25 protein-coding genes are annotated in these 26,769 nt (G+C 67.6%); 6 read left to right on the forward strand and 19 right to left on the reverse strand.

The features are described 5' to 3' along the window. Positions 1–4: 4 nt before the first annotated feature. Positions 5–799, reverse strand: coding sequence for an SPFH domain-containing protein (locus tag EH231_RS10295; RefSeq protein WP_090432212.1), 795 nt, complete (start codon positions 797–799; stop codon positions 5–7). Positions 800–971: 172 nt separating this feature from the next. Between EH231_RS10295 and EH231_RS10300 the strand changes: the two genes are divergently transcribed. Further along, complete coding sequence (locus EH231_RS10300; RefSeq protein WP_090431699.1) at positions 972–2,024, forward strand: NAD(P)H-dependent amine dehydrogenase family protein; 1,053 nt, start codon at positions 972–974, stop codon at positions 2,022–2,024. Here EH231_RS10300 and EH231_RS10305 read toward each other — a convergent pair. The 10 genes from EH231_RS10305 to EH231_RS10350 form a co-directional block, all read right to left on the reverse strand. Beyond that, positions 2,002–2,379, reverse strand: a complete 378-nt coding sequence (locus tag EH231_RS10305; protein ID WP_124712362.1) for a transcriptional regulator — start codon at positions 2,377–2,379, stop codon at positions 2,002–2,004. The genes EH231_RS10300 and EH231_RS10305 overlap by 23 nt on opposite strands. Beyond that, a complete protein-coding gene (locus tag EH231_RS10310; RefSeq protein WP_090431703.1) occupies positions 2,376–2,840 on the reverse strand; it encodes a hypothetical protein in 465 nt (154 codons plus the stop codon). Before EH231_RS10310 ends, EH231_RS10305 begins: the two co-directional genes overlap by 4 nt. Positions 2,841–3,016: 176 nt before the next feature. Next, positions 3,017–3,856, reverse strand: coding sequence for a DegV family protein (locus tag EH231_RS10315; protein ID WP_124712363.1), 840 nt, complete (start codon positions 3,854–3,856; stop codon positions 3,017–3,019). Positions 3,857–3,858: 2 nt separating this feature from the next. After that, positions 3,859–4,608 (reverse strand): diglucosylglycerate octanoyltransferase, encoded by a 750-nt coding sequence (gene octT / locus EH231_RS10320; protein WP_090431707.1) that lies wholly within the window; start codon positions 4,606–4,608, stop codon positions 3,859–3,861. Continuing rightward, complete coding sequence (gpgP, locus tag EH231_RS10325; RefSeq protein ID WP_090431709.1) at positions 4,598–5,266, reverse strand: glucosyl-3-phosphoglycerate phosphatase; 669 nt, start codon at positions 5,264–5,266, stop codon at positions 4,598–4,600. Before gpgP ends, octT begins: the two co-directional genes overlap by 11 nt. Before the next feature lie 7 nt (positions 5,267–5,273). Next, positions 5,274–5,660 (reverse strand): ribosome silencing factor, encoded by a 387-nt coding sequence (gene rsfS, locus EH231_RS10330; protein ID WP_090431711.1) that lies wholly within the window; start codon positions 5,658–5,660, stop codon positions 5,274–5,276. Then, positions 5,657–6,277, reverse strand: coding sequence for a nicotinate-nucleotide adenylyltransferase (gene nadD, locus EH231_RS10335; RefSeq protein WP_234927214.1), 621 nt, complete (start codon positions 6,275–6,277; stop codon positions 5,657–5,659). The genes rsfS and nadD overlap by 4 nt, the downstream gene beginning before the upstream one ends. 108 nt (positions 6,278–6,385) lie before the next feature. Further along, a complete protein-coding gene (locus tag EH231_RS10340; protein WP_090431715.1) occupies positions 6,386–7,840 on the reverse strand; it encodes a vWA domain-containing protein in 1,455 nt (484 codons plus the stop codon). Then, positions 7,840–8,727: an AAA family ATPase gene (locus EH231_RS10345; RefSeq protein WP_044522897.1), complete on the reverse strand. Its 888-nt coding sequence runs from the start codon at positions 8,725–8,727 to the stop codon at positions 7,840–7,842. Before EH231_RS10345 ends, EH231_RS10340 begins: the two co-directional genes overlap by 1 nt. 30 nt (positions 8,728–8,757) lie before the next feature. Continuing rightward, the gene (locus tag EH231_RS10350) at positions 8,758–10,023 is read right to left on the reverse strand and encodes a glutamate-5-semialdehyde dehydrogenase (RefSeq protein ID WP_090431717.1); all 1,266 of its coding nucleotides are present in this window, start codon (positions 10,021–10,023) and stop codon (positions 8,758–8,760) included. Between the two features lie 83 nt (positions 10,024–10,106). Between EH231_RS10350 and EH231_RS10355 the strand changes: the two genes are divergently transcribed. Both EH231_RS10355 and EH231_RS10360 read left to right on the forward strand, forming a co-directional pair. Beyond that, positions 10,107–10,967 carry a ribokinase gene (locus EH231_RS10355; RefSeq protein ID WP_090431719.1) on the forward strand — a complete coding sequence of 287 codons (861 nt, stop codon included), beginning with the start codon at positions 10,107–10,109 and terminating at the stop codon, positions 10,965–10,967. Positions 10,968–11,012: 45 nt separating this feature from the next. Next, positions 11,013–11,837: an enoyl-CoA hydratase/isomerase family protein gene (locus EH231_RS10360; protein ID WP_090431721.1), complete on the forward strand. Its 825-nt coding sequence runs from the start codon at positions 11,013–11,015 to the stop codon at positions 11,835–11,837. On the opposite strand, the gene EH231_RS10365 is transcribed toward EH231_RS10360, so the two are convergent. Together EH231_RS10365 and EH231_RS10370 are read right to left on the reverse strand one after the other, a co-directional pair. Further along, positions 11,834–14,506 carry a S15 peptidase family protein gene (locus tag EH231_RS10365; protein WP_090432214.1) on the reverse strand — a complete coding sequence of 891 codons (2,673 nt, stop codon included), beginning with the start codon at positions 14,504–14,506 and terminating at the stop codon, positions 11,834–11,836. The genes EH231_RS10360 and EH231_RS10365 overlap by 4 nt on opposite strands. A gap of 139 nt (positions 14,507–14,645) precedes the next feature. Continuing rightward, positions 14,646–16,688 carry an NAD(+) synthase gene (locus EH231_RS10370; protein WP_090432216.1) on the reverse strand — a complete coding sequence of 681 codons (2,043 nt, stop codon included), beginning with the start codon at positions 16,686–16,688 and terminating at the stop codon, positions 14,646–14,648. A gap of 57 nt (positions 16,689–16,745) precedes the next feature. Here EH231_RS10370 and EH231_RS10375 point away from each other — a divergent pair, with 57 nt between their 5' ends. After that, the gene (locus EH231_RS10375) at positions 16,746–17,285 is read left to right on the forward strand and encodes a cysteine hydrolase family protein (protein WP_090431723.1); all 540 of its coding nucleotides are present in this window, start codon (positions 16,746–16,748) and stop codon (positions 17,283–17,285) included. A 22-nt stretch (positions 17,286–17,307) separates the two neighbouring features. Continuing rightward, positions 17,308–18,150, forward strand: a complete 843-nt coding sequence (locus tag EH231_RS10380; RefSeq protein WP_090431725.1) for an NAD-dependent protein deacetylase — start codon at positions 17,308–17,310, stop codon at positions 18,148–18,150. Here the strand turns inward: EH231_RS10380 and EH231_RS10385 are convergent. Then, positions 18,119–19,405: a cytochrome P450 gene (locus tag EH231_RS10385; RefSeq protein ID WP_090431727.1), complete on the reverse strand. Its 1,287-nt coding sequence runs from the start codon at positions 19,403–19,405 to the stop codon at positions 18,119–18,121. The genes EH231_RS10380 and EH231_RS10385 overlap by 32 nt on opposite strands. Before the next feature lie 66 nt (positions 19,406–19,471). Here EH231_RS10385 and EH231_RS10390 point away from each other — a divergent pair, with 66 nt between their 5' ends. Next, complete coding sequence (locus EH231_RS10390; protein WP_044522868.1) at positions 19,472–20,107, forward strand: TetR/AcrR family transcriptional regulator; 636 nt, start codon at positions 19,472–19,474, stop codon at positions 20,105–20,107. 48 nt (positions 20,108–20,155) lie between these two features. Here EH231_RS10390 and proB read toward each other — a convergent pair whose 3' ends face one another. The 5 genes from proB to rne all read right to left on the reverse strand — a co-directional run bounded on the left by proB (position 20,156) and on the right by rne (position 26,667). After that, on the reverse strand, positions 20,156–21,277 hold the full coding sequence (proB, locus tag EH231_RS10395; RefSeq protein ID WP_124712364.1) for a glutamate 5-kinase: 1,122 nt from the start codon (positions 21,275–21,277) through the stop codon (positions 20,156–20,158). Then, positions 21,274–22,749 (reverse strand): GTPase ObgE, encoded by a 1,476-nt coding sequence (gene obgE, locus EH231_RS10400; protein WP_090431733.1) that lies wholly within the window; start codon positions 22,747–22,749, stop codon positions 21,274–21,276. Before obgE ends, proB begins: the two co-directional genes overlap by 4 nt. 90 nt (positions 22,750–22,839) lie before the next feature. Further along, the gene (gene rpmA / locus EH231_RS10405) at positions 22,840–23,106 is read right to left on the reverse strand and encodes a 50S ribosomal protein L27 (protein WP_003879727.1); all 267 of its coding nucleotides are present in this window, start codon (positions 23,104–23,106) and stop codon (positions 22,840–22,842) included. A gap of 15 nt (positions 23,107–23,121) precedes the next feature. Continuing rightward, complete coding sequence (gene rplU, locus EH231_RS10410; protein ID WP_029367319.1) at positions 23,122–23,433, reverse strand: 50S ribosomal protein L21; 312 nt, start codon at positions 23,431–23,433, stop codon at positions 23,122–23,124. Between the two features lie 165 nt (positions 23,434–23,598). After that, a complete protein-coding gene (gene rne / locus EH231_RS10415; protein WP_124712365.1) occupies positions 23,599–26,667 on the reverse strand; it encodes a ribonuclease E in 3,069 nt (1,022 codons plus the stop codon). Positions 26,668–26,769 lie beyond the last annotated feature (102 nt).

The raw sequence follows: 26,769 nt of genomic DNA on the forward strand, positions 1-26,769 counted from the left end.
TGGATTACCTACCCGCTGCACCATTGGAGGACGGCGGGGGCGTGACCCGCTCCAGGAACCGCAGCAGTTCCACCGGGAACGGCAGCACCACGGTGGAGTTCTTCTCCGCGGCCACTTCGACCACCGTTTCCAGTAGCCGCAGCTGCAGTGCCGCGGGCTCGGCGGCCATCACATCGGCGGCCGCGGCCAGTTTCTCCGACGCCTGCAGTTCACCGTCGGCGGTGATGACCCGGGCCCGCCGTTCCCGCTCGGCCTCGGCCTGACGCGCGATGGACCGCTTCATCGAATCCGGCAGCACGACATCTTTGATCTCGACCCGGTCGATGTGTATCCCCCAGCCCACCGCGGGGTTGTCGATGAGCAGTTCCAGACCTTGGTTGAGCCGCTCGCGGTTGGACAACAGGTCGTCCAGATTGCTCTTGCCGATGATCGACCGCAGCGAGGTCTGGGCCACCTGACCGATCGCCGACATGTAGTCCTGGACGTCGACCACGGCCCGCACCGGGTCGATCACCTTGAAGTAGATGACCGCGTCGACGCGCACGGTGACGTTGTCGCGGGTGATGCCGTCCTGGGCGGGGATCGGCATCGTGATGATCTGCATGTTGACCTTCTGCAACCGGTCGGCGACCGGAATCAGCATCGTCAGACCGGGTTGTCTGACGTTGTCCCGGACCCGGCCCAACCGGAACACGACGCCCCGTTCGTACTGTCTGACCACGCGGATGTTGCTCACACCGAGCCAGAACAGGGCGATGGCGCCGGCCCCCACCGACATGACCGCGTAGAGCATCTCCATGATCCGACCTCGATTCATGGCTTTCGCCGGGGCGCGCATGCCCCATAGTTCGATTGTGCGACGCCGGTGTGCCTACCGCCAGGACCGCGGCCGGCCGGTGCCCCTACCGGCGGTGAACAAGTTCCCGATAGTGTCTAGAGTCCAGCAGCAGGGCTCAGCGAGGGAGGCGATCATGACCGCAGCGGGTAAGCCGATTCGGGTCATCCAATGGACCACCGGCAACATCGGGCGACGCTCGCTGCACGCGATCATCGGTCGCGACGACATGGAACTGGTCGGCGTCTTCGCCCACGGCGCCGACAAGGTCGGCGTCGACGCGGCCGAGTTGGCCGGCTGGCCCGAACCCACGGGAGTGCTGGCCACCAACTCGATCGACGAGCTGATCGCACTGAAACCCGATGCCTGCTGTTACAACCCGCTGTGGCCCAACATCGACGAACTGGTCGCGTTGCTGGAGGCCGGGGTCAACGTGTGCTCCAGCGCGGCCTGGATCACCGGCGGCAAGCAGACCCCCGAAGACCTCGATCGCATCCGGAAAGCCTGCGAGACAGGCAAATCCACCATCTTCGGCAGTGGCGCCCACCCAGGCATGACAAACATGGTCGGCATGGTGCTGTCCGGGTCCTGCGAGCGCGTCGAGGAGATCCGCATCACCGAATCGGTGGACTGCTCGACCTACGAATCCGCGGGCACCCAGTCGGCGATGGGATTCGGCCAGGACCCAGAGACCCCGGGCCTGGCCGAGAGCGTGCGCCGCGAGAGCGAGGTGTTCGCCGAGTCCGCGGCGATGATGGCCGACGCCATCGGCGCCAAGCTGGACCGGATGACCTTCGACGTGACCTTCACCGCCGCCACCGACGATTCCGATCTGGGCTTCATGCAGATCCCCAAGGGCACCGTGGGTAGCGTGTACGGCTACCACCGCGGCTGGGTCGGCGACAAGAACGTGGTGAGCGTCGGATTCAACTGGACCATGGGCGATCACGTCACCCCGCCCAAACCCCTTGAGCACGGCCACGTCATCCAGGTCTTCGGACTGCCCAACATGCGCACCGTGCTGCACTGCCTGCCGCCCAAGGACTGGACCGAACCCGGCTTCATGGGGCTGGGCATGATCTACACCGCGCTGCCCGTCACCAATGCGGTACCTGCGGTGGTGGCCGCCCCACCCGGGATCGTCACACTCAAGGACCTGCCGCCGATCACCGGCCGGTTCGCCGGCTGACACCCGCCGCGGCGCCGCCGACAATGCCCGTTCCGTCGGCGCCGCCGACAATGCCCGTTCCGTCGGCGCCGCCGACAATGGCCCTCAGGGCGGCGACGTGACCCTCGAACGCCACCCTGCCGGCGTCGGTGAGCCTGGCGTGCACCTTGTGCCGGCTGGCATCGAGGCGCCGCTCGGTGGCGACATACCCCGCGTTCTCCAGAATCGCCAGCTGCTTGGACAACGCTGAATCCGAAAGTCGCAGCGTCTCTTTGAGATAGGAGAACTCAGCCCAGTCCGCCGCGGCCAGCGTCGCCACCAGCGTCAAGCGTGTGCTGGGGTGGATCAGCTCGTCGAAGCACGGCCTCGTCGTCATGCATTGGCCCAACGGCACAGAGTTCGCAGAATCTCGGGGCCACCCAGTCCGACGATCGCGGCGACGAATACCGCCGCCGCAGTTCCGGCGTGACGGGCACCATCGGCGTCCAGCAGAAATCCTGCCGCGATCGTCACGGCGACCAGCGCGATCAGCATGCCGATCACCACCACCGGAACCCGGCGTCCGGCCGTGTCGGCGCTGACCTGAAGGCGGCCGGTCCTGCGGCGGCCGTTCAGACGGCGCGACGCGATCGTGGAATGAGCGATACCGAACCCGACGGTGGCGGCGATGGCGAGCCACTGCGGGCCGAAATCGCCGATGCCCCCGAGGCAGACCCAGGCCGCCGCCAGCAGCCACCAGTACCACCGCGGCAGCCCGACTTCATCCGCCACCCGCGCCGTTGCGTGGTCGACGGCATCCAATGCAGCGCGAGCATCGGCCGGTGTTGTGTCCCCCATAGCCATTCCTCACTTTCCTATATGGAAAGTAGCCTCCCAGTTTCCAAGCGGGAAAGTCAAGGGTCGGATGTCGTGGAGCGTGTGCCGCCGCGCCGCTGTTCTACCTGACGGTTGTGCGCGCCGCCGATCGACAACCCACAGACAGAAACCGGCGTCGAAAATTTGGGGACGACCCGCTAAGCGTCCTCCACGGTGATGCACGCACCGACCGCGCCGCCACCGACGTGCACGGCGAGCACCGGACCCATGTCCGTCACCGACAGTGACCGCAGGTGCGGCAGGCGGTCGGTGAGCGCAGCCGCGATCTCATCGGCACCGTCCGGGTTGTCGACGTGGTGCACGACCACGCTCACGGCACGGTCCCCCGCCACGTCGACGATCTGATCGACAAGTGCCGCATGCGCTTTCGATATCGTCCGGATGCGTTGCGAGAGCACCAGCCGGCCGTCCACATCCAGCCGCAGCAGCGGTTTGAGTGACAGTGCCGTACCCAGCCACGATGCCGCCGCACCGATCCGGCCGCTGCGCCGCAGGTTGTCGAGCCGGTGCACGACGATGAACGCCTGCCCGCGCGGGATCGCGGCGCGAGCCGCCGCCTCGACAGCGTCGAGTGTTCCTCCGCCACGGGCTGACTCGGCAGCGGCCAGGGCGACGAAGCCCACCCCCATTGCCGCAGCTCGGGAGTTCACCACCCGTACGGCCTGCCCGATCTCGCGGGCAACCGCTGCCGCCGTGCTGTAGGTACTCGACAGCGCAGCCGAAATATGGACTGCGACAACACCGTCGCCACCGCTGTCGGCCAGCGCCTGCCGATAGGTGTCGGCGAGATCGGCCGGCGAGGCCCCCGACGTCGTGACCCTGGCCCGGTCGTAGACGGCCGCCGGAATCGGATCAACACCGTCGCGCCAGTCACTGCCGTCGTCGAGGATGTGCAACGGCACCTGCCGGATTCCCCACTGCTCGCACAACTCGGGTCGCAACCGCGACGTCGAGTCGGTCACCACCATGACCGCCATCGTCAGTCTGTGGAATCCAGTTGTGGCACACCGGCATCGGCAAGGCCCTTGAGCATCAACTCGGCCACGGCCCGGTGGGCTTCGAAATTCCAGTGGATGCCGTCGGGATTGCCGCGCCCGCCGAGGACCTCGTCGGCCACCGCGGCCTTGAGATCCACCAACGGCACGTCGTGCTCCTGCGCCCAGGCCGTGATGGCCTTGACCGTGGGCTCGCGTCCGTGATGGGCCTTGCCGTACGTATCGGCGATGTGCACCGACGGCAATGAGGCCACCACGGGAATGCCGGGTCGGTTGAAATCGATGGCGTTGCGCGTCATCTCGAGGTACTCGACCGTGACGTGCGGGGGCAGCGCCGCTCGTGAGATCGGTGACAGCCGGGGCTGAAGCCAGCCGTAGCCGTCCCGTGCCCAGCGCCGCAGCCAGGCCGGACGCACATAGCGGATCAGCTCGCGCAGCGCCGTCGGCAGCGGAGACGGCAGCGAATCCATGCCGCTGGTGGCGAAGACCACCGCACCCGCGCGCGGCAACGCAGCCCATGCCCGCGGATCCTGCGTCGAGGCCCACCAGACGTCTCGACAGGTCCAACCGATCCTGCCGATGAGTTCCACATCCCAGCCCAACTGATCGGCCACGATGTTGGGCCAGATCCGCGGATCGTCGGACGGCAGACCACCGGTCGGGCCGAAATAGGACAGCGAGTCGGCGAATACCAGCAAGACCGGCTTGCGGTCAGGCGAGCGATCAGAGGACATCGTTGGCCACCTGTGCCGAGGCATTCCAGACATCCAGCCGCCACCGGGTCGCGTCGAAATCTCCGTCATCGTCGGAGTATCCGGACAGCTGAACCCAACTGGCGTTGCCCATACCGCCGAGCACCGGCCAGTTGTCCACCGGCAGGCCGAGCAGTCCGGCGGTCAGCGCCGCGATCAGCCCGCCGTGCGCAACCAGCACAACGGGGCGGTCCGAGCCATCCAGACCCCACTCCGCTTGTCCGGCAACAAGTTCAGCGACCACCGGAACGCTTCGGTCGGCCACGTCGACACGGCTCTCACCGCCGTGCGGTGCCCACCGCGCATCCTCGCGCCAGGCCACGCGAGCGCCCGGAGCCATCGTGTCGACCTCCTGGTGGGTCAGGCCCTGCCAGTCCCCCAGATGCGTCTCACGCAACCGCTTGTCCACCTGTACCGCGATCCCGGCGCGATCACCGAGGGTCACCGCGGTGTCGAGGGCGCGTTTGAGATCCGAGGACACGATCAACAGCGGCTGGCGCTTGGCCAGCACCTCGGCGGCCGCGGCAGCCTGGTCGCGGCCGAGATCGGACAGCTCGGTGTCGAGCTGACCCTGCATCCGGCTGCCCGCGTTGTACTCGGTCTGGCCGTGGCGCAACAGCACCAGCCGACGGACCCTCATCGCGCCCTCATTCCGCCAACTCCGGGTCCACCGGCCCACCAAGATCGACCGGAACCGTCGGGCAATCGCGCCACAACCGTTCCAGGGCGTAGAACTCCCGCTCGTCCTGGTGCTGGATGTGCACCACGATGTCGACGTAGTCGAGCAACGTCCAGCGCCCCTCGCGGGTGCCCTCGCGGCGCGCGGGCTTGTAGCCGGCCAGCCGCATCTTGTCCTCGACCTCGTCGACGATCGCATTGACCTGGCGCTCGTTGGAGGCTGACGCGATCACGAAGCAGTCGGTGATCACCAACTGACCCGACACGTCGATGACCACCACATCGTCGGCCAGCTTGGCCGAGGCAGCCTGGGCGGCCACCGTCGCCATCGCGACGGCCTCGTCGGTCGCGCTCATCGAACCGGCTCCATGATGTGTTCACCCTTCCCGTCTGCGGAGTACAACCCGCGTTTGGTCACGTACTGGACCACGCCGTCGGGCACCAGGTACCAGATCGGCCGGCCTTCGGAGGCCCTCTTACGGCAGTCGCTGGAGGAGATCGCCAGCGCAGGCACCTCGACCAACGTCAGTGCGTCGGGCGGCAGCTCGCGCAGCGCCGCCTCGATATGGTCACCGTCCAGCTCGTAGCCCGGCCGGCTGACGCCGACAAACCTCGCCATGGAGAACAGGTCTTCCCAGTTCTGCCAGGACAGGATCGATGCCAGGGCATCGGCTCCGGTGATGAAGAACAGGTCGGTGCCGGCGTTGAGATCACGCAGGTCACGCAGGGTGTCCTTGGTGTAGGTCGCCCCGCCCCGGTCGATGTCGACCCGGCTGACCGAGAAACGCGGGTTGGACGCGGTCGCGATCACCGTCATCAGATACCGGTCCTCGGCCGCGCTGACCCGCCGGTCGTGTTTCTGCCACGGCTGACCGGTCGGGACGAACACCACCTCGTCGAGTTCGAACAGGTCCGCCACCTCACTGGCGGCGACCAGGTGCCCGTTGTGGATGGGATCGAACGTCCCACCCATCACACCCAACCTGCGCCGTCTTGCCACAAAGAGGCAGCTTACGGGAGCGTTGACGGGCGTCGGCACCCGTGCGAACCCGGCGGCACGGGGGTGACGCGATGCGCGGGCTCAGACCGGCAGCAACCCGTCGATCACCGCGGCCAGCTGCTTGGCCGAGCGGCACTCGTGCATCGGGATCGTTTCGAGGTATTTCGGCACCGCAGAATCCCCGCTGCCCCACAGGTGCTTGGGCTCCGGGTTGAGCCAGTGCGCGTGACGGCTGGCCGACACCATGTGGGCCAGCAGTGCCGTCTCGGGATTGCGGTAGTTGTTCCGACCGTCGCCCAGCACCAGCAGCGAGCTGCGCGGCGACAGCACGTTGGGGTACTTGTCCAGGAACGACACGAAGGCGTGGCCGTAGTCGGAGTGCCCGTCGCGGGTGTAGACGCCCGCCTCACGGGTGATGCGCTGCACCGCCACCGCCAGATCGGCCTCCGGCCCGAACATGTCGGTGACCTCGTCGGTGGTGTCGATGAAGGCGAAGACACGAACCCGGGAGAACTGCTGGCGCAGCGCCGAGACCAACATCAGGGTGAAGTGGCTGAACCCGGCCACCGACCCGGACACATCGCAGAGCACCACGAGCTCGGGACGGGCCGGATGCGGCTTCTTGAGCACCACGTCGATCGGCACACCGCCGGTGGACATCGACTTGCGCAGCGTCTTGCGCAGGTCGATCTCCCCGGACCGGGACCGGCGGCGCCGGGCCGCCAGCCGCGTCGCCAACGTGCGTGCCAGCGGTTGCACGGTCTTGCGCATCTGGCGGAGCTGCTCACCGGACGCGCGCAGGAACTCGACGTTCTCGGCCAGCTGCGGCACCCCGTACATCTGCACGTGGTCGCGGCCCAACTGCTCGGCGGTGCGGCGCTTGGTCTCGGACTCGACCATCTTGCGCAGCTGGGAGATGCGCTGGGCGGCCAGGGCCTTGGCGATCTCCTCCTGGGTCGGCGTGGGCTCGTCGCCGTAGGGGGCGAGCAGCCCGGCCAGCAGCCGGCCCTCCAAATCGTCGAGGCTCATGGCCTTGAGCGCCTGATACGACGAATACGACGGGCCGCGGCTGGAGTTGTAGCGGCCGTAAGCCTCGACGATCCGGGCGATCATCGCCGCCATCCGGTCGTCGAGGTTGGCCAGATCCTCGTTGTCGGCCAGCATCTGCACCAGCGCGTCGCGCATCGCCTCGATGTCCTCGGGCGGCAGCTGGAGCCGATCCTCGTCGCCGGTGTCGCCCTCCTCGTCATCGTCGAGCACGGTGCGCGCGCCGAGCGCCGCCGGGAAGAACAGGTCGAACATCGCGTCGTAGGTCTCGCGGTGGTCGGGGCGCCGCAGCACCGCGCAGGCGATGCCCTCGCGCAGCGCCTCACGATCGCCCAGCCCCAGCACCGTGATCACCCGGCCGGCGTCCACGGTTTCCGACGGACCGACCGAGATTCCCTGCCCGCGAAGGGCTTCGACGAACTCGACGAGGTGCCCGGGCAGGCCGTGCGGGGCCAGCGGCTGGGGCGGTCGGACCCGGCGGGGCACCACTAGTTGAGCCTGAGCTCGCCGGCAGCGCGCTGCTGGTCGGACTGGTGTTTGAGGACCACGCCGAGGGTGGCGGCGATCATCTCGTCGTCGATGGTGTCCAGGCCCAGGGCCAGGACGGTGCGGCCCCAGTCGATGGTCTCGGCGACCGACGGCAGCTTCTTGAGCTGCATACCGCGCATCACGCCGATGATCCGCACCAGCTCGGTGGCGATGTGCTCGGGCAGCTCGGGAACCCGGGACAGCAGGATGCGGCGCTCCAGATCCGGATCCGGGAAGTCGATGTGCAGGAACAGGCAGCGACGCTTGAGCGCCTCGGAGAGCTCACGGGTGGCATTGGAGGTGAGGACCACGAAGGGCGGCCGTTCGGCGGTGATCGTGCCGAGTTCCGGGACGGTGACCGCGAAGTCGGAGAGCACCTCCAAGAGCAGGCCCTCGATCTCGATGTCGGCCTTGTCGGTCTCGTCGACCAGCAGCACGGTCGGGTCGGTGCGCTTGATCGCGGTCAGCAGCGGACGGGTCAGCAGGAACTCTTCGCTGAACACGTCCATCTTGGTCTGGTCCCAGTCACCGCCGTTGGCGTTCTGCCCGGCCTGGATCCGCAGGATCTGCTTGGCGTGGTTCCACTCGTAGAGAGCGCGGGCCTCGTCGACGCCCTCGTAGCACTGCAACCGCACCAGCTCCGAGCCGGTGGTCGCGGCCACCGCGCGGGCCAGCTCGGTCTTGCCGACACCCGCGGGCCCCTCCACGAGCAACGGCTTACCCAGCCGGTCGGCGAGGAAAACCGCCGTCGCGGTGGCGGTATCGGGCAGGTATCCGGTCTCCGCCAGGCGGCGCGCGACATCGTCGATGTCGGCGAACAACGGAGCGGGGCGAGCGGGCACGCTCATGTGGTCTCCTGGTCTCTGTCTGGTCGGCGCCTAGGCCGGGCGGGTCTGACCGTCTCCCCACACGATCCATTTGGTGGAGGTCAGTTCGGGCAGGCCCATGGGTCCGCGGGCATGCAGCTTCTGGGTGGAGATGCCGATCTCTGCGCCGAAACCGAACTGCTCTCCGTCGGTGAACGCGGTGGACGCGTTGACCATCACCGCAGCCGCGTCCACCTGTTCGGTGAAGCGTTGGGCCGCAGCAAGATTCGTAGTCACGATGGCCTCGGTATGCCCGGTGCCGTACTCGTTGATGTGGGCGATCGCGGCGTCGAGACCGTCGACCAGGGCCACGGCGATGTCCATCGAGAGGAACTCGGCGTGCAACTCCTCGTCGGTGGGGTCGGCGTGGACCGTGACCCCTGCCTCGCGTAGTGCGGAGGTCAGCCGGGGCAGAGCGGTGGCCTCCAGCGCCTTGTCCACCAACAGCGTCTCGGCGGCGTTGCAGACGCTGGGACGCCGGGTCTTGGAGTTCAGCAGGATCTTCTCGGCAACGTCGATATCGGCCGACTCATGAACGTAGACATGACAATTGCCGACGCCGGTCTCGATGGTGGGCACCTGGGCGTCGCGCACCACGGCCTCGATCAGACCCGCTCCCCCACGCGGGATCACCACGTCTACCAGACCACGGGCCTGGATCAGGTGGGTGACACTGGCGCGGTCATGGCTGGGCAGCAACTGCACGGCGTCCAGCGGCAGCTCCACCGACTCCAGCGCCGAACGCAGCGCGGTCACCAGTGCCTGATTGGACCGGGCCGCGGACGAACTGCCGCGCAGCAGAGCCGCATTGCCGGATTTGAGGGTGAGCCCGAACGCGTCCACCGTGACGTTGGGACGGCCCTCATAGACCATGCCGACCACGCCGAGCGGCACCCGCTGCTGACGCAGCTGCAGACCGTTGGGCAGGGTCCGGCCGCGCAGCACCTCGCCGACCGGATCGGGCAGACCGGCGACCTGGCGCAGCCCGGCGGCGATGCCGTCGACGCGTTGCGGAGTGAGCGCCAGCCGGTCCAGGATCGCCTCCGGGGTTCCGGCCTCGCGGGCGGTCTGAAGATCGGCGGCGTTGGCGGCCAAGATGTCGTCGACATTGGCCAGCACGCTGTCGGCGGCGGCATGCAGCGCACGGTTCTTGGTCTCGGCGCTCAGGGTGCCCAGGACGCGCGCCGCGACACGGGCCCGACGCGCCGCTTCGTGCACCTGGTCGCGCAGATCGGCGTGCGGCACCGCAGCCGCCGGAGACTCTGTCTGAACGCTCATCTAGCCAGCGTATCGGACCTGTTGACGTCCTTCGACACGTGTCAGGCACCACTGACGGGCCAGCCCGGTTAGCCTTTTTATCTATGGCCGCTGCGCGGGTTTGCGTCGTCGGGAGTATCAACGCCGACCTCACGTTCACCGTCGGTGCGCTGCCGCGCCCGGGACAGACGGTGCTCGCCTCGTCGCTGTCATCGGCGCCCGGCGGCAAGGGCGGCAACCAGGCGGTGGCGGCCGCGCGGGCCGGCGCCGACGTCGAGCTGGTGGCCGCGGTCGGAGACGATCCCGCCGCAACCACCCTGCGCCGTCATCTCCAGGCCAATGGCGTCGGGGCCGACGCCGTGACCTGCATGCCGGGCCCGAGCGGATCGGCCGCGATCCTCGTCGACACCGTCGGGGAGAACTGCATCGTGGTGGCGCCGGGCGCCAACTCACGGCTCGAGGTGGATTCCGCGGCGGCACGCTCGGCGATCGTGTGGAGCGAGGTCACCCTGATCCAGTTGGAGATCCCGGTGGCGACGGCGATCGCCGCGGCCAAACTGGCCCGGGCCGCCGGCGCGGTGGTGATGCTCAACGCGTCGCCGGGAGGCACGCCCGCCCATCACCTGCTGGCCTTGTCGGAACTGGTCGACGTCGTGGTGGTGAACGAGACCGAGGCGGCGGAGTGGCATTGGCCGGTGCGGCATCTGGTGATCACCCGGGGCGCACGAGGGGCCAGCTACCTCGGCGAGGACGAGCGCTTCGACGTGCCGGCCCCCGCGGTGCGGGCGTTGGACACCGCCGGTGCCGGTGACGTGTTCGCCGGCGTGCTGGCCGCCGGCTGGACCACGGGCCACGAGCAGGCCCTGCGCCGCGCCTGTGCGGCCGGAGCCCTGGCCACCCTGGTGCGAGGGGCCGGCAACTGCGCGCCGTCCGCCGTCGACATCGATGCCGTCCTCACACACTGAGACGGCCAACTGAATCCGATACCGTTGGCGTTATAGTCGCCAACCATGACACAGGGACTCTCCCCACGACCCCCCGAAGGCGACTGGCTCGGCACGCCGTACCTGAAGTTCGAGCGACAGGGCCCGTTCGGTGTGGTCACCCTGGATCGGCCCGAGGCCCGCAACGCGATGACCCCTGCCATGTACTTCGGCATCCGGTACGCGGTCACCCATGTCGAGGCGGACCCGGATCTGGCCGGCCTGCTCATCACCGGCACCGGAGACGTGTTCGCACCGGGCGGTGACCTGGGCGGCGGCAACGGCGTCGACGACTGGATGAGCTTCGGTGCGGCCCTGTCGATGGACGTCACACCGTTCGAAACCCTGCGCCAATCGGTCAAGCCCGTGGTGAGCGCGGTCAACGGCTTGTGCCAGGGCGGTGGGCTGCAGATCGCGATCTGCAGCGACATGGCCGTGGTCAGCGACCGCGCCACGTTCCGGGTGCCCGAGTTGTACCGCGGCATCGCCGACACCTACTACAGCCAGATGCTGGCCCGCCTGATCGGCCCGGTCCGGACCCGCGACCTGATGTTCACGGGACGCACCCTCAGCGCGCAGGAGGCGGTCGACTGGGGCATGGTCGCCCGGATCGTGCCCCACGACGAATTGCTCACTGCCGCAAGCGAAGTGCTCGCTCAGTGTTGCCGGACCGCACCCCGGGCCCGCGGCGTGGTCAAGTCCAGCCTGGACAGCTACATGGGCCTCTACGACCGCATCGGCATGAAGGCCAGCTACAGCGGCGACGAGGCGGTGGAGGGCTTCCGGGCATTCAAGGCACGTCGCTCACCCGAATGGGTGCATCCAGACCTGCGGGCCGAGGGCCGGCTCTAGACGCTGACCACCTGCTGAGCGGCGTCGGCCGCGGGGTGCGCGTTGGCACCGGGTCCCACGGTCGGCAGCGCCACCTCGACACCGGAGATGTTGATGACGCCGAACTGGGTGAAGTTGAGGAACGGTGTGGCCGAACTGGTGATCTGCACCGTGGCGGTGTGGCCGGGCTCCAGCGTGTAGGCGACGGCCTCCATCGGAATGGTGACGGTGTGCTCCTTGCCGTCGAGGGTGACCGGGATGGGAGTGACCACGTTGCCGATCACCTGCCCGGTCTGGTCGTCGACGATCTGGGCGTAGACGTGACGGCTGGTGCCGATGCCGGAGTAGGTCATCGTCAGTTCGGGCGCACCGACGATCTGGGTCGCGGTGCCCGACGGCGCGGTCACCGTGGTGTTCACCGCGTTCGCCGCCTTGGTGCCGTCGCCGAGCCCGAACGGAATCCCCGCGGCGCCCGGTCCCGAACCGCCGAGGATCGGGACGATCCCCAGCACGCCACCGCCGCCGGACGCCGTGACCGGGGTGCCGGTGAAATCGGGGTCGGACGGCAGCAGATCGGACGTGTAGTGATCGCCGTTCTGGTCGATCCACTGGAACTTCGGAAGGCCGTCGTCCACGTCTTCGCCCTTGTGCTTGACGTAGGTGTCCAGCCAGCTCAGCGTCGCGGTCTGGACCACCTCCGTGCTGTCACCGGGCGGGGTCTCGCAGTTGCCGTGGCCACCGCAGAACCAGACCATCTTCACCGGCACACCGTTGGCGTCCAGGATCGTCGCGTTGTCGATCGCCTGCTGCAGCGGGAACAACACGTCGACGGTGCCCTGGATGATCAGCGTCGGAGCGGTGACCTTGTTGACCAGCGCGGTCGGGCCGCTACTGGCCAGGATGGCCTGCTGCTCGGGGGTGAGGACGCCGAGCAGCGCACCGGTGAAGATGCCGCTGTACAGCTGGCTGTTGATGTTCGCGCCCGACGTCACCAGCGACAGCAGCAGCAGCGCGGCGTACGACGTCTTGAACGCCCCATTGGGGTACAGCGAACTGTTCAGGGAGTTCCACGAGATCGTCGGGACGATCGCGTCGACCCGGTTGTCGGTGCCCGCGGTCACCCACTGAATGCCGCCGCCGTATGAAGGGCCCACCATGCCCATGCGCGGGTCATTCACGGCGTCGAGCTGGGTACCGGGCTGCTTGGCGACGTAGTCGATCAGGGCCGAGACGTCGCGGCCCTCGAAGAACGGATTGTCCAGCTGCAGGATTCCACCCGAGTCGTGCTCGCCGCGCGAATCCCAGGTGACGACGTTGTAGCCCGCGTTGCGCAACGTGCCGACGCCGGTGGCGCCGCCGGAGTACGGGTTGGTGTCACCCGCACTGGACAGACCCGCGCCGCTGAAGATCGTGGGGGCCTCGTCCCCTTCCTCAAGCCCCGACGCCGGGAAGTAGTTCATGCTGATCTGCGCGCCGTCGAAGGACGTCACCTTGACCGTGTAGGCCACCGGGACGCCCGCCGGTGCCAGCTCGCCGACGTCGACATTGACGTCCACCACCTCGGCGTCGCCGATGAGCGGTGCCAGCAGGTCGCTCACGACCGGCACCTGGTGGACGATCACCAGCACCTGCGGAACGAACGAGCCCACGATCGGGATCTGTTGCAGCGCAGCGTCGAACGCTGTGGTCTCGGCGACCAGAACAGTGAACTTCTCGGTGCCGCCGCTGTCGACCACGGTCGCGTAGGGCAGGAACGTGAAGGTCCCGTTGGCCGTGTTGAGCCGCACCTTGCCACCCGCGCTCGGGTCACCGATCACGGTGTAGGTGAGCGGCAGCCCGCTCGAACTGGTGGCCCCGGTGGTGCCGTGGATGATGCCGTCGGTGATGCCGACCGACGGCGTCGCGGCGATGCCGCCGGTGGTGCCGACGGATGGCGACACGGCGGCCGTGGAGAACTCCCGACGCGCGGCCGCCAGCAGAACCCACTCGGCAGGCGAATCGGGCGTGGGTGCGGTCGGCGAATTTCCGGCGAGCGTCCTGGCGATGTCGTCGACGACGGTCTCGATCAAGCCCCGCACGGGGGCCGCGCCTGCAGCAGGCGCTGTCTCGGCCTTGGTCGTCGCGGTGACCGCCGGTGTCGTTGCGGGTTCGTCAGCCAGACCGGTTTGGACGGCCTCGATCGTCGGCTCGTCATCGGTCGCGCCCGGCTCCTGAGCGTGATCGCGCAGCAAACGGGGCAGGTTCGGTTTGTCGGACTGGGCCCGCAGCGTCTCGGCGGGCTTGGTGACCTTGGGTTTTTCGATCGGGGCCGAGTCATTGCCGTGACGGGTCAGGCCGGCCGCCATCGTGGCCTGCGCCTCCGACAGTCGGTCGGTGATCGACTGCACGACGTCGGACTTCGGCGTCGTCGCGCTGACGCGATGGCGGCCGGATTCACCGAGCTTGGCCGCCCGGTCCTTGATCGCTGCGCGTACCGCGGCCTGCCGCGAAGACTGGGCGCTCTGCCGGTCCTTGGCTGGGCCCTTCTTGGCGACCGGCGCGGACGGGGACTCCGACGAGGTGTCGCTGGAACCGGGTGATGCCGAGGCGACCGGCGCACCCAGCACCTGCCCGCCAAGCACGACAGCCGATCCGACCCCGAGCGCGACCGCCAATCCGCCTACCCGACCGACGTACTTCGCAGCACCCAACGCAACCTCCTCGACGCGACATCCGGCACCGCCGAACTGTGACCCGCCGCACATTAGCGCGCCGATGTGAGCCAGAAGGTTAGCTTGTCAATTTTTTGCGTCGTCAATTGGGCGGACCGACCATTCGAGCCGGTCGGAACTACTGCTCGGGAACGCTCCGCTCGATCTCGTCGAGCCAGATCCGCGCCGACATGTCCGACGGCGCCCGCCAGTCGCCACGCGGCGACAGGGCACCGCCATGCGACACCTTGGGGCCGTTCGGCAGCGCCGAACGTTTGAATTGCGAGAACGAATAGAACCGCTGCGCGAACACCTGCAGCCAGTGCCGGATCTCCTTGAGCGAATACGCCGGGCGCTTGTCCTCGGGGAACCCGGCGGGCCAGTCGCCGACGGCCGCGTCATGCCAGGCATGCCAGGCCAGGAACGCCACCTTCGACGGACGGAACCCGTGGCGCAGCACCTGGAACAACGAAAAATCCTGCAGCGCATAGGGACCGACCTTGGCCTCGCTGCTTTGGATCTCCTCGTCCTCGCCGGTTGGCACCAGCTCAGGGGTGATCTCGGTGTCCAGCACCGATTGCAGGACCTCGTTCACCTCAACGCCGAACTGGTCCGAGGAGATCACCCACCGAATCAGATGCTGGATCAGGGTTTTCGGTACCCCGCCATTGACGTTGTAGTGCGACATCTGGTCGCCGACGCCGTAGGTCGACCAGCCCAGCGCCAGCTCGGACAGGTCCCCGGTGCCGAGCACGATGCCCCCGCGCTGGTTGGCCAGCCGGAACAGATAGTCAGTGCGCAGGCCGGCCTGGACGTTCTCGAACGTGACGTCGTAGACCTTCTCCCCACGGCCGAACGGATGGTCCATCTCGGTGAGCATCAGCTCGGCGGTGTTCTTGATGTCGATCTCGGCGAACGTCACGCCCAGCGCCTCACTCAACCGGATCGCGTTGTTCTTGGTGCGCTCGCCGGTGGCGAAGCCGGGCATGGTGAACGCGAGAATGTCACTACGCGGACGGTTTTCCCGATCCATCGCCCGGGCCGCCACGATCAGGGCGTGGGTGGAATCCAGACCGCCGGAGACCCCGATCACCACCTTGGGGTAGTTCAGCGCCCGCAGTCGCTGCTCCAGACCCGAGACCTGGATGTTGTAGGCCTCGTAGCAATCCTGTTGCAGCCGCGCGGGGTCCGCCGGAACGAACGGGAAACGCTCGATCTCGCGCAGCAGCCCGATGTCGCCGGTCGGCGGGTCGAGCTGGAACTCGATGCGGCGGAACGAATCCACAAGACCGCCATGGTGTCTGGCGTTGTCGTCGAACGTGCCCATCCGCAGCCGCTCGGACCGCAGCAGCTCCAGATCCACGTCGGCCACCGAGCGTCGTTCACCGCGGGGGAAACGTTCGCTCCCTGCGAGCAACAGCCCGTTCTCCCAGATCATGGTCTGGCCGTCCCAGGCCAGGTCGGTGGTCGACTCCCCCTCACCGGCAGCGGCGTACACGTACGCGGCCAGACACCGCGACGAAGCCGAACGGGCCAGCAGCGCACGGTCTTCGGCGCGGCCCACGGTGATCGGGCTGCCAGAGAGATTGGCCAGCACCGTCGCACCGGCGAGCGCGGCCTGCGCACTGGGGGGCACCGGGACGAACATGTCCTCACAGATCTCGACGTGCAGGACCAGTCCGGGAAGGTCGGAGGCCACGAACAGCAGGTCGGGTCCGAACGGAACCTCCGCGCCGGCCACGCGGATGGTGCCGCGGACGTCGGCGCCGGTGGCCATCTGCCTGCGCTCGTAGAACTCCCGGTAGGTCGGCAGGTAGGACTTGGGTGCCACGCCGAGCACGGCGCCGCGGTGGATGACGACCGCCGCGTTGTAGATCCGGTGCCGGTGCCGCAGCGGCGCGCCGACCACCAGCACCGGTGTCAACACCACCGAGGCCGCGACGATTTCGATGAGCGCCTGTTCCACGGACTCAAGCAGGGCATCCTGCATCAGGATGTCGTCGATCGAGTAGCCCGACAAGGTCAGCTCGGGGAACACCGCGACGGCCACGCCGTCGTCGTGGCAGGCGTGCGCCAGTCGGAGCACCGATTCCGCGTTCGCCGGCGGATCCGCCAGCGCCGTGTGATGGGTGCAGGCGGCAACCCGCGCGAATCCGTGGTGGTAGGCGCTGTAGAAGTCCATCGCGCCCATTGTCACCCGAAAAGTGTCAAGATCGGGTCACTGGGTACCAAATGACGCATGAGTGATACCGCGCTGGTCGTTGTGGACATGCTCAACGCCTACCGGCACGAGGACGCCGAATTGCTGGCACCCAACGTGGCAGCGATCGTCGATCCGCTGGTCGGACTGATCGATGACGCGCACGACCGCGAGAATGTGGACCTGATCTACGTCAACGACAACTATGGCGATTTCACCGCACAGTTCAGTGACATCGTCGCCGCAGCGCTGGCCGGTGAGCACCCGGATCTGGTGCGCCCCATCGCGCCGGCGGACGGCTGCCTGCTGCTGACCAAGGTGCGCCACAGCGTGTTCTATGCGACCGCACTGGATTACCTGTTGGGCCGGTTGGGCACGCGACGGCTGATACTCGCGGGCCAGGTCACCGAGCAGTGCATCCTCTACAGCGCGCTCGATGCCTATGTGCGGCATTTCGACGTGGTGATCCCTTCGGACGCAGTGGCGCACATCGATGCCGACCTGGGCGGGGCAGCGCTGCAGATGATGTGCCGCAACATGAGCGCCGAGATCATGCCCGCGTCCGAATGCCTGGACTGACCGGAGGCCTATCCTGGCGAGGGTGGATGCCCCCGAACTCGTCGCCCTACTTCAGGGCCGCCGTCTTGCGGTGCTGACCGGGGCCGGGATGTCGACCGATTCCGGCATCCCCGACTACCGCGGCCCGGATTCCCCGCCGAGCAATCCGATGACGATCCGGCAGTTCACCTCCGATCCGGTGTTCCGTCAGCGGTACTGGGCCCGCAATCACGTCGGCTGGCGCCACATGGACGAAACCCTGCCCAACGCCGGGCACCGTGCCCTGGCCGCGCTGGAATCCACCGGCGTGGTGAGCGGACTGATCACCCAGAACGTGGACCTGCTGCACAGCAAGGCCGGCAGCCGGTCGGTGGTCAACCTGCACGGCACCTACGCACAGGTGATCTGCCTGGATTGCGGCGCGACCATGGGCCGTGACGAGTTGGCCGCGCTGCTGGAGGCGGCCAATCCCGGCTTCATCGAACGCGCCGAGTCGGTCGGCGGCATCGCAGTGGCACCCGACGCCGACGCCGTGATCAGTGAGACGGGTTCGTTTGTCATCGTGGACTGCCCGGTGTGCGGGGGCATGCTCAAACCCGACATCGTCTACTTCGGTGAGAACGTCCCCAAAGACCGTGTCGAACAGGCGTATTCGATGGTGGAGGACGCCGAGGCGCTGTTGGTGGCGGGTTCCTCGCTGACCGTGTATTCCGGCTACCGATTCGTCCGGCATGCGGCCGCGCGCAACATCCCGGTGGGCATCATCAACCGCGGCCCCACCCGCGGCGACGACCAGGCCACGGTCAAGGTCGAAGCGGGCTGTTCGGAGATGTTGACTCTGTTGGCCGGCGAACTCAGGAGAACGTGCACGGCATCGCCCGGATAGCGTGCACGAAGTTGCCCTCCAGGTAGGCGGGCTCCCCCGCGGCGATATCGGGCAGCTGGTGCAACAGCTCACCGAAGAGCGCCCGCAACTGCGTCCGGGCGACATGCGCACCCAGGCAGAAGTGGCGGCCGCCGCCCCCGAATCCGAGGTGCGGATTGGGCTTTCGGCTCAGGTCGAAAACCTCGGGCCGGTCGAACACCTCGGCGTCCCGGTTGCCCGAGGCGTAGAACATCACCACCTTCTCCCCCGCGGCGATCTGCTGTCCACCGAGTTCGACATCGACGGCCGCGGTGCGCCGGAAGGTCATCACCGGTGTCGCCCACCGGACGAACTCCTCGACCGCACCGCCGATCCGGTCGTCGAAATCCGCCATGAGCCAGGCCCTCTGATCGGGGTGGTCGGTGAGCGCCTTGAGCGCGTGGCTGGTGGTCTGGCGCGTGGTGTCGTTGCCCGCCACCGCCAGCAGCACGAAGAACGCCGCCACCTCGGCATCGGTGAGCCGATCCCCGTCGACCTCAGCGTGCACCAGCGCGCTGATCAGATCATTGCCCGGGTTTTCCCTGCGTTCGGCGGCAAGCGCATTCGCCACCTGATGCAGGTACATCTGGTTCTGCAGCAGCACCTCGAGCGGGTTGCGCCCGGCCAGATAGACCGGGTCGGCCCAGGACACCAGTGCGTCGGCGGCGTGTGCCACCCGCTGGCGTTCGGACTCGGGAATCCCGACCATGTCCGACAGCGTGCGGATGGGCAGTTCCTTGGCGCACTGGTCGACGAAGTCCACCCCGCTGCCGACTTCCTTGAGCTCGGCCACGATGTCGCGGGCGTTCTCCTTGATCGAGTCTTCGATGCGGGCCACCTGCCGGGGCGTAAACGCGGCGTGGACCAGTTTGCGGATCAGTGTGTGCCGCGGCGCGTCCATCGCCAGGAACGACTGTGACGCCTCGAGCAGCTCTTCCGGAACGGATTCGAACAGCACCCCTTTGCCCGACAGGAATGTATCGCTGTCCCGGCTGACCGCCACGATGTCGGCGTGCCGGGTAACCGCCCAGAACCCGCGATCGTCGGGATCCTTCATGAGGGCGTCCTCGACGGGCGGATGCCAGCTGACCGGGCGGGAAGTGCGCAGTTCGGCAAACGTGACTTCACGATCGGCGGCCGTGGTGGCCCAGAACTTCCGCGACGACAGGTCGATCGGGTCGTAGGGGCGTGCGGCGGAAGGCCACGAGGGGGCAGATGTGATGGGCGACACAGTCATGTTGGTGACAATAAGTCTAGACACTATGTCTAGTCAAGGTGTGACGAATGCCGATACGCTGAGGGCATGCCATCGGTAACGCGAAAACCGCAGGCCAACCGAGAGGAACGGCGCGAGCGGATCGAACGCCAACTGCTCGATGCCACCGACCGGCTGATGGCCGACGGCACCAGCTTCACCGAGCTCAGCGTCGACAAACTGGCCACCGAGGCCGGGATCTCCCGGGCCAGCTTCTACATCTACTTCGAGGACAAGGGCCACCTGCTACGCCGGCTGGCCACCCAGGTGTTCGGCGATCTGACCCAGGCCGCCCAACAATGGTGGAGCGTCGCCGGACGCCGCGACCCCGCCGACGCCCACACCGCCATGTCGGGCATCGTCGCCAGCTATCGGACCCACCAACCGGTGCTGATCGCGCTCACCGAGATGTCGAGCTATGACCCACTCGTCGCACAGACTTACCGTGAGCTGCTGGCCGGAATCTCCGATCAGCTCACCAAGGTGATCGAGGACGGGCAGTCCGACGGGTCGATCCGGCCGCAACTCCCTGCCGCCGCCACCGCAAGCACGCTGACGTGGATGGTGGAGCGGACCTGTCATCAGAATCTGCCGTCGCAGCCGCCGTCCTACGACGCCGAGCTGGCGAACACGATCACCCAGATCGTCTGGGGCGCCCTGTATCTGGAGTCCCCCAAGCTGTGATTTCGGTGCATCTGGCGGCGGTGGGCGCCGGTCGATGCACCCAAATCGCTAGGTGGCGACCAGGTCGTCGGCGTGCACCGCGGGCCGGCGCAGCTCGGCCGGCAGATCCGGTGTCGAGCGGCCGATGATCGCGGCCAGCTCCGAGGCCTCGTAGGCCACCACGCCACGAGCGACCGTCTGCCCGTCAAGCCCCCGCAGATCCACCACGTCACCGCCATGGAAGTGACCGGTGACTTCGGTGATCCCGGCCGGCAGCAGCGAGCGACGCTGTTCGACGACCGCGCGCACCGCACCGTCGTCGAGAGTGAGCGCACCGTGGGACTCCGCGGCATGGCGAACCCAGAACCGCCGGGCCGACATCCGCTCGGGACGCGGCGCGAACACGGTGCCGACCGAGGCATCGCCGAGGGCGGCACCGGCATCCGATGCGGCGGCCAGCAGCACCGGCACCCCGGCATCGGCGGCCAGCAGGGCCGACGACAGCTTCGAGGCCATGCCTCCGGTGCCCAGGTGGCTACCCCCGCCGGCCACCACTCCATCGAGATCACCCTGCGCGGCGACCTCAGGAATGAAGCGCGCGTTGCCTTTTCGGGGATCGGAATCGTAGAGACCGTCGATATCGGACAGCAAGATCAGTGCGTCGGCGCCGACCAGCTGGGCCACCAGCGCCGAGAGCCGGTCGTTGTCACCGAACCTGATCTCGTTGGTGGCCACGGTGTCGTTCTCGTTGACGATCGCCACGGCGTGCAGGGCGCGCAACCGGTCCAGGGTGCGCTGCGCGTTGTTGTGTTGCACCCGCATCGCGATGTCTTGTGCGGTCAGCAGAACCTGGCCGACCGTGCGGCTGTAGACGGCGAACGCCGAACTCCACGCGTTGACCAAGGCTACCTGCCCGACGCTGGCGGCGGCCTGTTTGGTGGCCAGATCCGTTGGGCGCTTGGACAATCCGAGCGGCTCGATACCGGCGGCGATGGCACCCGAGGACACGATCACCAGATCGGAACCGGCTTTCATCCGTCCCTCGATGGCCTCGACCAGGACCGCGAGCCGGCCCGCGTCGAAGACACCGGACGGAGTGGTCAACGCAGTGGTGCCGATCTTGACGACGACGCTGCGCGCGGTCCGAATCGCCTCGCGATGTACCGAGGGCGACGAGTCTGCGCTCGTCACTCGTCTTCGCTCTGGTCGTCGGTGCTCCTCGCATGCGCGCTGGACTGGCGCCGCTCCCGCCGGGCGGCCTTGCGTTCGGCGGCGCCGATCCGGTCGGTCTGCTCGAGCCGGATGTCGGTGCCGCGCCCGGTCAGCGGCATGTCGATGCCGGCGGGGGTCTGCGGTTCCCAGTCGAAGGTCATATCGCCGATGGTCACGGCGCAACCGGGCTTGGCACCCTTCTTCCACAACTCGTCTTCGACGCCCAACCGCGCCAGCCGGTCACCGAGGTAACCGACGGCCTCGTCGTTGTCGAAGTTGGTCTGCGCGATCCAGCGCTCAGGTCGGGTACCGCGCACGATGAATCCGCCGTACCCGTCGGTCTCGACGGTGAAGCCGCTCTCGTCGACGGCAATCGGCCGGATAACAGGACGCCTCGGCACCACCGCGGGCTGCGCATCGCGATAGGCCTTCACCATCTCCCACAGCGCGAAGATCAACGGGCGCAAACCATCACGGCTGACGGTCGAGATCTCGTACACGGGCCAGCCGAACTTCGACTGCACTTCCTCACGCACGAAGTCAGCCAACTCCCGGGCATCGGGAACGTCGATCTTGTTGAGCACCACCGCACGTGGCCGCGACGCCAGATCGCCCAGCGTGGAATCGCCCTGCAGGGTCGGGGTGTAGGCCGCGAGTTCGGCCTCCAACGCCTCGATGTCAGAGATCGGGTCACGCCCGGGTTCCATGGTCGCGCAGTCGACGACATGCACCAGCACCGCGCAGCGCTCAAGGTGCCGAAGGAATTCCAGGCCCAGGCCCCGGCCTTCGGACGCGCCGGGAATCAGGCCGGGAACGTCGGCGACGGTGAAGGTGTTCTCGCCGGCCGACACCACGCCCAGGTTGGGCACCAACGTAGTGAACGGATAGTCGGCGATCTTGGGCTTGGCCGCCGAGATCGTCGACACCAGAGAGGATTTACCCGCCGACGGGAAGCCGATCAGGCCGACATCGGCGACGGTCTTGAGTTCGAGTGTGAGGTCTCGGGTCTGGCCCTTCTCACCGAGCAGGGCGAAACCGGGAGCCTTGCGGGCCCGGGAAGCGAGTGCGGCATTGCCGAGCCCACCGCGACCCCCTTGCGCCGCTTCGAACCGGGTACCCGCACCGACCATGTCGGCCAGCATCCGGCCGTTCTCGTCGAGCACCACCGTGCCGTCCGGCACGCGCACGATCAGATCGTCGCCGGCAGCGCCGTCACGATTGCTGCCCGCGCCCTGCTTACCCGAGGGTGCGACGACATGGGGATGGAAGTGGAAGTCCAGCAGGGTGTGAACCTGTGGGTCCACGACGAGCACGATGCTGCCACCGCGACCACCATTGCCGCCGTCAGGACCGCCGAGGGGTTTGAATTTCTCGCGGTGCACCGACGCACAGCCGTGGCCGCCGTTTCCTGCACTCGCATGGATGACGACGCGGTCGACAAACCGTGGCATCGGACATCCTCTCCGTCGAATGTGAAGCTATTGCGATAGTCCTATCGAGAACTCGCAGCTGCTTCACATTCGCGGAGAATCCTCGGAGTCTCAGGCCTCCGGGCGCGGCACGGGAACGATGTTCACGTGCTTGCGACCGCGCTTGGAACCGAACTCGACGGAGCCGGGAGCCAGCGCGAACAGGGTGTCGTCGCCGCCACGGCCGACGTTGACGCCGGGGTGGAAGTGGGTGCCGCGCTGGCGGACGAGGATCTCGCCGGCCTTCACGACCTGACCACCGAACCGCTTGACGCCGAGTCGCTGTGCTGCAGACTCACGACCGTTGCGCGAGCTGGAAGCGCCCTTCTTGTGTGCCATTAGTTCGCTCCCTCGCTACTTGATGCCGGTGACCTTGAGCACGGTCAGCTGCTGACGGTGCCCCTGGCGCTTGTGGTAGCCGGTCTTGTTCTTGAACTTGTGGATACGGATCTTGGGACCCTTGGTGTGCTCCAGCACCTCGCCGGTCACGGCGACCTTGGCCAGGTCGTCGGCCTTGCTGGTGACCTTGGCGCCGTCGACCACGAGGGCGACGGGCAGCGACACCGACGCGCCGGGCTCGGCGTCGAGCTTCTCAACCTTCACCACGTCACCGGCGGCAACCTTGTACTGCTTGCCGCCGGTCTTGACGATTGCGTATGTCGCCATCGTGTCCTCTGCTCTGCTGCTCTCTGCGGGCGCGCGCTACCGGTCGGTGCGTGCGCGGGTCTTGGGTGGCGGGATGCCCCGCCGTCACCGGCCTGCGACTACTACAGGCACTGGAGACAACTGGTCAAGGGTACTTGACCAGCGGGTAGAGGGTCAAACCGCCCTCTACTCGTGGCGGGGCGGCCCCGCGGGCCTGGCTGCGGCGCGTCGCCGGGTACGGCCACGACTCGGCTGCACCTCGGCCACCACGGGCTCCGGTGCCTGGTAGACGTCCTCTTCCGACTCATCAGAGTCTTCTGAGTCGTCTGAATCCTCGGAGTCGTCGAACTCGTCCGACTCGTCGTCGTCCGAGTCATCTTCATCCGAGTCATCGTCGATGTCGTCAAGATCATCGTCGTCGTCATCGAGGTCCTCGTCGTCGAGGTCGATCTCGTCCTCGTCCGATTCCTCGTCAGAATCCTCGTCCGATTCATCGGACTCGTCTTCATCGGACTCGTCGACATCCTGTGCGTCGAACTCACCGTCGGGAGATTCGTCGGTCACATCCACGTCCTCGGGCGTGACCTGCTCGTCGCCTTCGCCGTCGAGAGTCTCGGCGGCAGCGTGCTCGTCAAAGTCCTCGTGACCGTCATGTCCTTCGTGGTCTTCGTCGTGGCGACCGTTCGCCGCAGCCATTGCCTTGAACATCGGGTGTTCGCCGGCCGGATGGTCGGGCACCTTGACGACCGGCATCTCTTCGGGCTCGGGACGGGCAGTACCCCTCTTGCCCCGCTTGCTGCGGCGGCCGCCGCCACCCCCGCCACCGGATTCGGTCTTGCGGCCGGCGTTCGATGACGAGGCCGTGTCGACCGGGTCGCCGTGCAGCACGATGCCGCGGCCGGCGCAGTGCGTGCAGGTGGTCGAGAACGCCTCGACCAGACCGGTTCCCAGCCTCTTCCGGGTCAGCTGCACGAGGCCCAGTGAGGTCACCTCGGACACCTGATGGCGGGTGCGGTCCCGGCCCAGCGCCTCGGTCAGCCGGCGCAGAACCAGATCCCGGTTGGACTCGAGCACCATGTCGATGAAGTCGATGACCACGATGCCGCCGATATCGCGCAGCCGCAGTTGCCGCACGATCTCCTCGGCAGCTTCCAGGTTGTTACGGGTGACGGTCTGCTCGAGGTTGCCACCGGCACCGGTGAACTTGCCGGTGTTGACGTCGACGACCGTCATCGCCTCTGTGCGGTCGATGACCAGGGTTCCGCCCGAGGGCAGCCAGACCTTGCGGTCCAGCGCCTTGGCCAGCTGCTCGTCGATGCGGTGTACGGCGAACACGTCGGGAGCGTCGGCGCCGCCGGCGGGTTCGTACTTGGTGAGCCGGCCCACCAGATCGGGGGCGACGGTGTTCACGTAGGAGTTGATCGTGGCCCAGGCCTCGTCACCCGAGACGATCAGACCCGAGAAATCCTCGTTGAACAGGTCGCGGATGACCTTGACCAGCACGTCGGGCTCTTCGTAGAGCGCAACGGCCGCGCCCGCCTTCTTCCCGGTGACCTCGGTGGCCTTGGCCTCGATCTCGGTCCAGCGCTGCTGCAGGCGCTCGACGTCGGAGCGGATGTCCTCTTCCTTGACGCCCTCCGAGGCGGTACGGATGATCACGCCCGCATCGGCAGGCACGACCTCTTTGAGGATTTCCTTGAGCCGCTGGCGTTCGGTGTCGGGCAGCTTGCGGCTGATCCCAGTCGACGACGCGCCCGGTACGTAGACCAGGTAGCGGCCGGCCAGCGAGACCTGCGTGGTGAGTCGAGCACCCTTGTGCCCCACCGGGTCCTTGCTGACCTGGACCACCACGTAGTCGCCAGGCTTGAGCGCCTGCTCGATCTTGCGGTTCGACCCGCCGAGCCCGGCGGCCTCCCAGTTCACCTCACCGGCGTAGAGCACACCGTTGCGGCCGCGGCCGATATCGACGAAGGCGGCTTCCATCGAGGGCAGCACGTTCTGCACGATGCCCAGATAGATATTGCCGACCAGAGACGCGGACGCCGCTGAAGTGACAAAGTGCTCGACCACGACGCCGTCTTCCAGAACGGCGATCTGGGTGTAGCGGGCGCCCTCGTGCGGCGGCTCGGTGCGGACCTTGTCGCGGACGATCATGGTGCGCTCGACGGCCTCGCGACGGGCCAGGAACTCTGCCTCGCTCAGGATCGGCGGGCGACGACGGCCCGCGTCCCGGCCGTCACGGCGGCGCTGACGCTTGGCCTCCAGGCGGGTCGATCCGCTGATCCCCTGGATCTCCGAATCATCGCTGCCCTTGCCGGACCGCTCGGCGCGCGGGGCGCGCTCGTGCACCACGGTGTTGGGCGGGTCATCCGGGGAGCCCGCATCATCGTTGTCACCCGAGCCGGACTTGCGCCGCCGGCGGCGACGCCGACGACGGTTGCTGCCGTCGCTGCCCGCGGTGTCCTCGTCGTTGCCCTCGTCCGACTCGTCGGAGTCGTCATCGGAGTCCTGGTCTGACTCACCCTGGTCATCGTCGATATCGGAATCCGGGCCCGAGTCAGAGCCATTCTCGTCACTTTGTTCACCGCGGCCACGGCCACGGCCCCGGCGACCCCGGCGGCGCCGACGCGCGGCGGGGCGATCCGCCTGTTCGTCGTCCGTCTCGGAGTCGGTATCGATGCCGGTGTCGCTGTCGTCGTCGTCTTCGTCATCGTCGTCGTCTTCTTCGACGCGCACTGGCACGAAGCTGACAGGCTGCGGTGCGACGAACAGCGGAAGGTAATCGGCCCGCTCGGTGTGGGCTTCGCGGGCCGCGGGGATGTTCGCGGTCTCCAGGATCAACCGGGATTCGGGCTCATCGCCCACCAGAACGGCGTCCGCCTCGGACACCGGTTCGGCCGCGGCGGCGGGCGCCCCAGCTGCTTCGGGGGCATCGGCCGGGGTCTCGACCGGAGCCGCGTCGGACTCCGTCACAGCGACCGTGACGACCTCGACCTGCGCCGGGGCCGCTTGATCGTTCGGACCCGGCTCTGTCGAGCCGAGGGCCAGTGCGTCGCGGACGCGCTCAGCATCGACCTTGTCGATGGTGGAATGCGCACTGCGCGCACGCCCGTCGAACTCGGCAAGGGCATCGAGCACGCGCCTGCTGGTGGTGCCGAGTACCCGCGCCAGGGAGTGGACTCTCAGCCGCTCGGGCAGTCCCTCCTGTTGCGGAGGCTGGGTTGATAGGTCTTCATTCTGGGCATCTTCGGCCACGAATTCTCCTCAAGCCCCCGGGCGCGTCGTATCGACGCGGCCACGCGAGGGCTTCCGCTATTGGCCCGGGACACTTTCCCCGGACTTGTTGTGGTCTCGCTC

Source organism: Mycolicibacterium nivoides (assembly GCF_003855255.1).
In the GTDB taxonomy this organism is placed as follows: domain Bacteria; phylum Actinomycetota; class Actinomycetes; order Mycobacteriales; family Mycobacteriaceae; genus Mycobacterium; species Mycobacterium nivoides.